The sequence below is a fragment of the Actibacterium sp. genome, assembly GCF_055134745.1.
Genome location: NZ_JBSRVX010000008.1, coordinates 1 through 5,914 on the forward strand (window position 1 = coordinate 1; position 5,914 = coordinate 5,914).

Sequence of the window (5,914 nt, forward strand, 5' to 3'; positions counted from 1 at the left end):
GCACCGCCGTTCAGGCGGCGCAGAAGATGGCCAATGTGCGCGTTGACCATGTGATCGCCTGTTTCTCCGGCGCCGAACCGCGCAGCTATGGGCTGGCGGGCGAATGGGATTTGCAGGATTCGGTGGTGACCGAGCAGGATGTGGCCAATGTGCTGGCGGCCTGCGACGTGCCGGACCTGGGGCCGGGCCGCGAGGTGCTGCATGCCCAGCCGGTCAATTTCGCGCTGGACCATCGCAGCGGGCTAGGCGATCCGCGTGGCCAGATCGGCAACCGGCTGGCCTGCGACATGCATGTGCTGACTGTCGATGCCGATGTGATCCACAACCTGCTGTATTGCATCAAGCGGTGCGATCTGGAACTGGCCGGGCTGGCCTCGTCGGCCTATGTGTCGGGGCTGTCCAGCCTGGTGGAGGACGAACAGGAACTGGGTGCGGCCTGCATAGACATGGGTGGCGGCACGACCGGGGTTTCAGTCTTCATCAAGAAGCACATGATCTTTGCCGATACGGTGCGCATGGGCGGTGATCATGTGACGCAGGATATTTCGAAGGGCCTGCAGGTGTCGCAAGCCACGGCCGAACGGATCAAGACCTTTTACGGGGGCGTTGTCGCCACAGGCATGGATGACCGCGAGATGATCGAGATCGGCGGCGACAGCGGCGATTGGGAAAAAGACCGGCGCACCGTCAGCCGCGCCGAGCTGATCGGCATCATGCGCCCGCGCGTCGAAGAGATTCTGGAAGATGTGCGCGCCCGCCTGGATGCGGCCGGGTTCGAGCATCTGCCGGCGCAGCAGATCGTGCTGACCGGTGGCGGCAGCCAGATCCCCGGACTGGACGGGCTTGCCAGCCGCATCTTGGGGCAACGGGTGCGGCTGGGGCGGCCTTTGCGTGTTCAGGGCCTGCCGCAGGCTGCGACCGGCCCCGCATTTTCCAGCGCCGTGGGCCTGTGCCTGTTCGCGGCGCACCCTCAGGATGAATGGTGGGACTTCGAAATTCCCGCTGAACGCTATCCGGCGCGCTCGTTGAAGCGGGCCGTCAGGTGGTTCAAAGACAACTGGTAACCGCAATATACAGGGGTTTTGGCAAAATACCGCTTAGTTGAAAGGTGCTTACCCTATATTTTGTGGAATATTTACGTTTTTTTGACGACCAGCACTGGTCGAAATGGTAGAATCAGATGAAAATAGGCGTCGAGGGGGGCCTTGGTGCCAAGTAACTCCAGTAAAGATATAACAGGCGGATGAATCGATGACCTTGAACCTGATGATGCCGACGCATGATGATCTGAAACCTCGGATTACTGTTTTCGGCGTGGGCGGTGCTGGCGGCAACGCCGTGAACAACATGATCGAAAAGCAGCTGGAGGGCGTTGAGTTCGTAGTGGCAAACACTGACGCGCAGGCGCTGCAGCAGTCGAATGCCACGTCGCGCATCCAGATGGGCGTCAAGGTTACCGAAGGGCTGGGTGCCGGTGCGCGCCCCTCTGTGGGGGCGGCGGCCGCCGAGGAAACGATCGAAGAGATCGTCGATCATCTGGCCGGGGCGCATATGTGCTTCATCACTGCCGGCATGGGCGGCGGCACCGGTACCGGGGCTGCGCCGATCATCGCGCAGGCCGCGCGCGAACTGGGCGTGCTGACCGTGGGCGTGGTGACCAAGCCGTTTCAGTTCGAGGGCGCAAAGCGGATGCGCCAGGCCGATGAAGGTGTCGAGGCGCTGCAGCGTGTTGTCGATACGCTGATCATCATCCCCAACCAGAACCTGTTCCGGCTGGCCAATGAAAAGACCACGTTCACCGAAGCCTTCAGCATGGCTGATGACGTTCTGTATCAGGGCGTCAAGGGTGTCACCGATCTGATGGTGCGCCCCGGTCTGATCAACCTTGATTTCGCCGATGTGCGCGCCGTGATGGACGAGATGGGCAAGGCGATGATGGGCACCGGCGAGGCGACCGGCGAAGACCGCGCCATTCAGGCCGCCGAAAAGGCCATCGCCAATCCGCTGCTGGACGAGATCAGCCTGCGCGGCGCACGTGGCGTGCTGATCAACATCACCGGCGGTCACGATCTGACCCTGTTCGAACTGGACGAAGCCGCCAACCGTATCCGCGAAGAGGTCGATGCCGAGGCCAACATCATCGTGGGCTCTACGCTGGACACGGCCATGGAAGGCATGATGCGTGTTTCGGTTGTCGCCACCGGCATCGACGCGCGCGAGATCGAGCTGGAAACGCCGGTGCCGCGTCGCCGCCTGTCGCAGCCGCTGCAGCCTGCGGCGCAACCTGAACCCGCTGCGGCGGCCAAGCCCGCCCCGGCCCCTGAACCCCAGGCAGAGCCCGCCGCCGAGCCCAGCCTGTTTTCGCGTTCGGCCGAGCCCGCCCCGGCGGCGCGCGCCACGGCGCCGCAAGGTCATGATCTGAACGATGATGACGTGCCCGCCCCGGCCTATCAGCCGGCCGCCTTCCAGCCAGAGCCGGAAATCGAGGAAGAAACCTTCGTCGCGCCGCGCCCGGCCGCCCCTGGCACCCCCACGCCCGAGGCGCTGGCCCGTCTTCACGCCGCCGTATCGCGCGTGCCGCAGCGCGGTGCCGTCGCTGCACCGACCCGCGCGCCCGCCGCAGCCGAAGCCCCGGCCGCCGACAAGGCCCGCTTCGGGATCGGCTCTCTGATTAACCGCATGGCCGGTCACGCCAACGAGCCGATGCCGCGCACGGCACCGCGCACCATGGCGCCAGCCGCCCGTCAGCAGCCGCAATTGCGGGTTCAGGACGAAGACGCCCCCCTGGACCCCGAGCAGGAAAAGATCGAAATTCCGGCCTTCCTGCGGCGTCAGGCGAACTGATCACTACACGAATTGCAATATGAACGGGGCCGGTAATACCGGCCCTTTTCATTTTATTTCAAAAGGTTATCGGTATTTTCGGGGATGGGTGGCGAAAACCCGCACGGGTGCCCCGGCATATGTTTCAACCCGTTACAAAGTTTGAGTTGAGATCACGCGGTGCGATGCGTAACTCGGACAGGCCGGAAGCGACATACCGGTGAAAAGCCGATCAGGCAGGTGGACCGTGCAGGCAACGCTTAAATCAGAGGTGACATTCACCGGCATCGGGCTTCATTCGGGGCGTCCGGTGCGCATGGTCGTGCGTCCGGCCTCGGCCGAGTATGGCATCTGGTTTCGGCGCAGCGATGTGGTCGGTCTCGATCCGCTGATACCGGCGCGCTGGGATGCGGTCGAACCTTCGCGCCTGTGCACGCGGCTGGTCAATGATGCGGGCGTTTCGGTTTCGACGGTCGAACATGTCATGGCGGCCCTGGCCGGCTGTGGCATCCACAATGCGCTGATCGAGATTGACGGCCCCGAAGTGCCCATTCTGGATGGATCGGCCGCGCCTTTCGTGACCGGCTTTCTGGCCCGCGGAGTGCAGGATCTGGACGCCGCCAACCGGGCCTTCAAGATTTTGCGCCCGATCGAAGTGACCGATGGCGTGGCGCGTGCGCGTCTGGATCCGGCAGAAACGCTGGAAATAGATTTCCATATTGAATTTGACGATGCTGCGATTGGTCGTCAGGCCAAGACCCTGAACATGGCCAACGGGGCCTTCGTGCGCGAGCTGTGCAACAGCCGCACCTTCTGCCGTCAGGTCGATGTCGATGCGATGCATGCGGGTGGTCTGGCGCTGGGCGGCAGTCTGGAAAATGCCGTGGTGGTCGAAGGCGACAAGGTTCTGACCCCGGGCGGGTTTCGCCACGCTGACGAGGCCGTGCGCCACAAGATGCTGGATGCGCTGGGTGATCTGGCACTGGCAGGCGCGCCGATTCTGGGCCGTTATTCGGGCTATCGCGCGGGTCACGCCCTGACAAACAAGCTGTTGCGGGCGCTGTTTGCGCAGCCCGATTCCTATTGCATGGTCATCTGTGATGAAAGCCAGGCGCGGCGCTTGCCGGGGGCCTGCGTCAGATCTGCCGATCTGCGGGCTGTTGCCTAAGGGCAAATTTCCATCCAAAGACGTTTTGCAGCAGAATTTTCTGTGCTAGGACGCGGGCATACTGTCTGTGCCGGTGTTGATCCGGCATGCAATCATGACGGCGAGGTGGGAATTCGATGGGCTACGGAAAGTCGCGCGCGGGGCTGATGGGGGCATTCGCATTGCTGATGTTTCTGGCGGCCTGTAGCGGTCTGGGTGGCACGAAAGACGTGCCACTGGAAAACTACACCGCCGAGGAAATCTATAAGCAGGCCGAGGCCAAGCTGGAAACGACGCGCAAGCCCAAGGATGCCGCGCTGTTGTTCGCCGAGGTCGAGCGCCTGTATCCCTATTCCGAATGGGCAAAGCGGGCGCTGATCATGCAGGCCTATGCCTATCATCAGGGCAAGGCCTATGATGAAAGCCGCGCCGCTGCGCAGCGGTTCATTGATTTCTATCCCGCCGATGAAGATGCCGCCTATGCCCAATATCTGCTGGCGCTGTCCTATTATGACCAGATTGATCTGGTCGGGCGCGATCAGGGGCTGACCTTTCAGGCGCTGCAGGCCCTGCGCACCCTTATCGAACGCTATCCCGACAGCGAATATGCCCGTTCGGGCATTCTGAAATTCGATCTGGCCTTCAATCATCTTGCCTCCAAAGAGATGGAGATCGGGCGCTATTATCTGCGCCGGGGCCATTACGCGGCGGCCGTGAACCGCTTTCGGGTCGTTGTGCAGGATTTCCAGACAACCACGCTGACGCCCGAGGCCCTGTATCGGTTGATCGAGGCCTATCTGTCACTTGGTCTTGCCGACGAGGCCCAGACGGCCGGTGCCATCCTTGGCCATAATTTCCAGTCAACCCAGTGGTATCAGGACGGTTTCAACCTGCTGATTGCAAACGGTCTGGCCCCCGAGGCGCGCGGCGATAACTGGCTGCGTGCGGTTTACCGGCAGATGATCAAGGGTGAATGGCTCTGACGCGCTGCATGGGGGGCTAGCGAATGCTGCGCAGTCTCGATGTCCGGGATCTGCTGATCATCGACCGGCTGGAACTGGCCTTTCAGCCGGGACTGAATGTTCTGACCGGCGAAACCGGGGCGGGGAAATCCATTCTTCTGGACGCTTTGGGTTTTGTCCTGGGCTGGCGCGGGCGGGCCGAACTGGTGCGTGCCGGTGCCGATCAGGGCGAGGTCACAGCCGTGTTTCATCTGCCCCCCGGGCATCCCGCGCTGGCCGTGCTGCACGATGCCGGCTTTCCCGACGCCGAGGAACTGATCCTGCGCAGGGTCAACACGGCCGACGGGCGCAAGACCGCCTGGGTCAATGATCGCCGCGCCAGCGGCGAGCTTCTGCGCGCCTTGTCCGACAAGCTGGTCGAATTGCATGGCCAGCAGGACGATCGCGGGTTGCTGAACCCGCGCGCGCATATGGCCCTGCTGGACGATTTCGCCGCTCTGTCTGGCACGTTGGCCGGGGTGCGGGCGGCCTGGCGCGATGTGGCCGCCGCCCGCAAGGCATTGCAGGCCGCGACCGCGCGTCTGGATGCGATCCGGTCCGAGGAAGATTATCTGCGCCACGCCGTCGCCGAACTGGATGATCTGATGCCTCTGCCCGGCGAAGAGGCAGAGCTGGACACCGCCCGCCGCCAGATGCAGGCCGCCGACCGCATTCGCGAGGATATCAGCCGCGCCTATGCCGCGTTGGCCGAGGGCGGGGCCGAAGGCCAGCTGGGGGATGCGCTGCGTTGGCTGGAAGGCGCCGCCGACAGCGCCGATGGCCAGCTTGACGGCGCCATCGCGGCGCTGGGGCGCACCCTGACCGAACTGGGCGAAGCACAGCAGGGCGTGCAGGACTGTCTGGACAGGCTGCGTTTTGACCCGCACGAGTTGGAGCAGACCGAGGAACGCCTGTTTGCGATCCGGGCGCTTGCGCGCAAGCA

Annotated in this window: 5 protein-coding genes; all 5 read left to right on the top strand. The window is 63.3% G+C overall.

What is annotated here, in order from left to right:
* On the top strand, nt 1-1,064 hold a 1,064-nt coding region (ftsA, locus tag ACTCHC_RS01560; RefSeq protein WP_463020690.1), incomplete at its 5' end, for a cell division protein FtsA.
* A gap of 187 nt (nt 1,065-1,251) precedes the next feature.
* On the top strand, nt 1,252-2,844 hold the full coding sequence (gene ftsZ / locus ACTCHC_RS01565) for a cell division protein FtsZ (RefSeq protein WP_463020691.1): 1,593 nt from the start codon (nt 1,252-1,254) through the stop codon (nt 2,842-2,844).
* Nucleotides 2,845-3,070: 226 nt separating this feature from the next.
* Entirely contained in the window at nt 3,071-3,991 is a 921-nt protein-coding gene (gene lpxC, locus ACTCHC_RS01570) for a UDP-3-O-acyl-N-acetylglucosamine deacetylase (protein WP_463020692.1), read from the top strand.
* A gap of 116 nt (nt 3,992-4,107) precedes the next feature.
* A complete protein-coding gene (locus tag ACTCHC_RS01575; protein WP_463020693.1) occupies nt 4,108-4,953 on the top strand; it encodes an outer membrane protein assembly factor BamD in 846 nt (281 codons plus the stop codon).
* A 23-nt stretch (nt 4,954-4,976) separates the two neighbouring features.
* Nucleotides 4,977-5,914 (top strand): AAA family ATPase (locus ACTCHC_RS01580; RefSeq protein WP_463020694.1); only part of this gene is annotated, 938 nt, incomplete at its 3' end.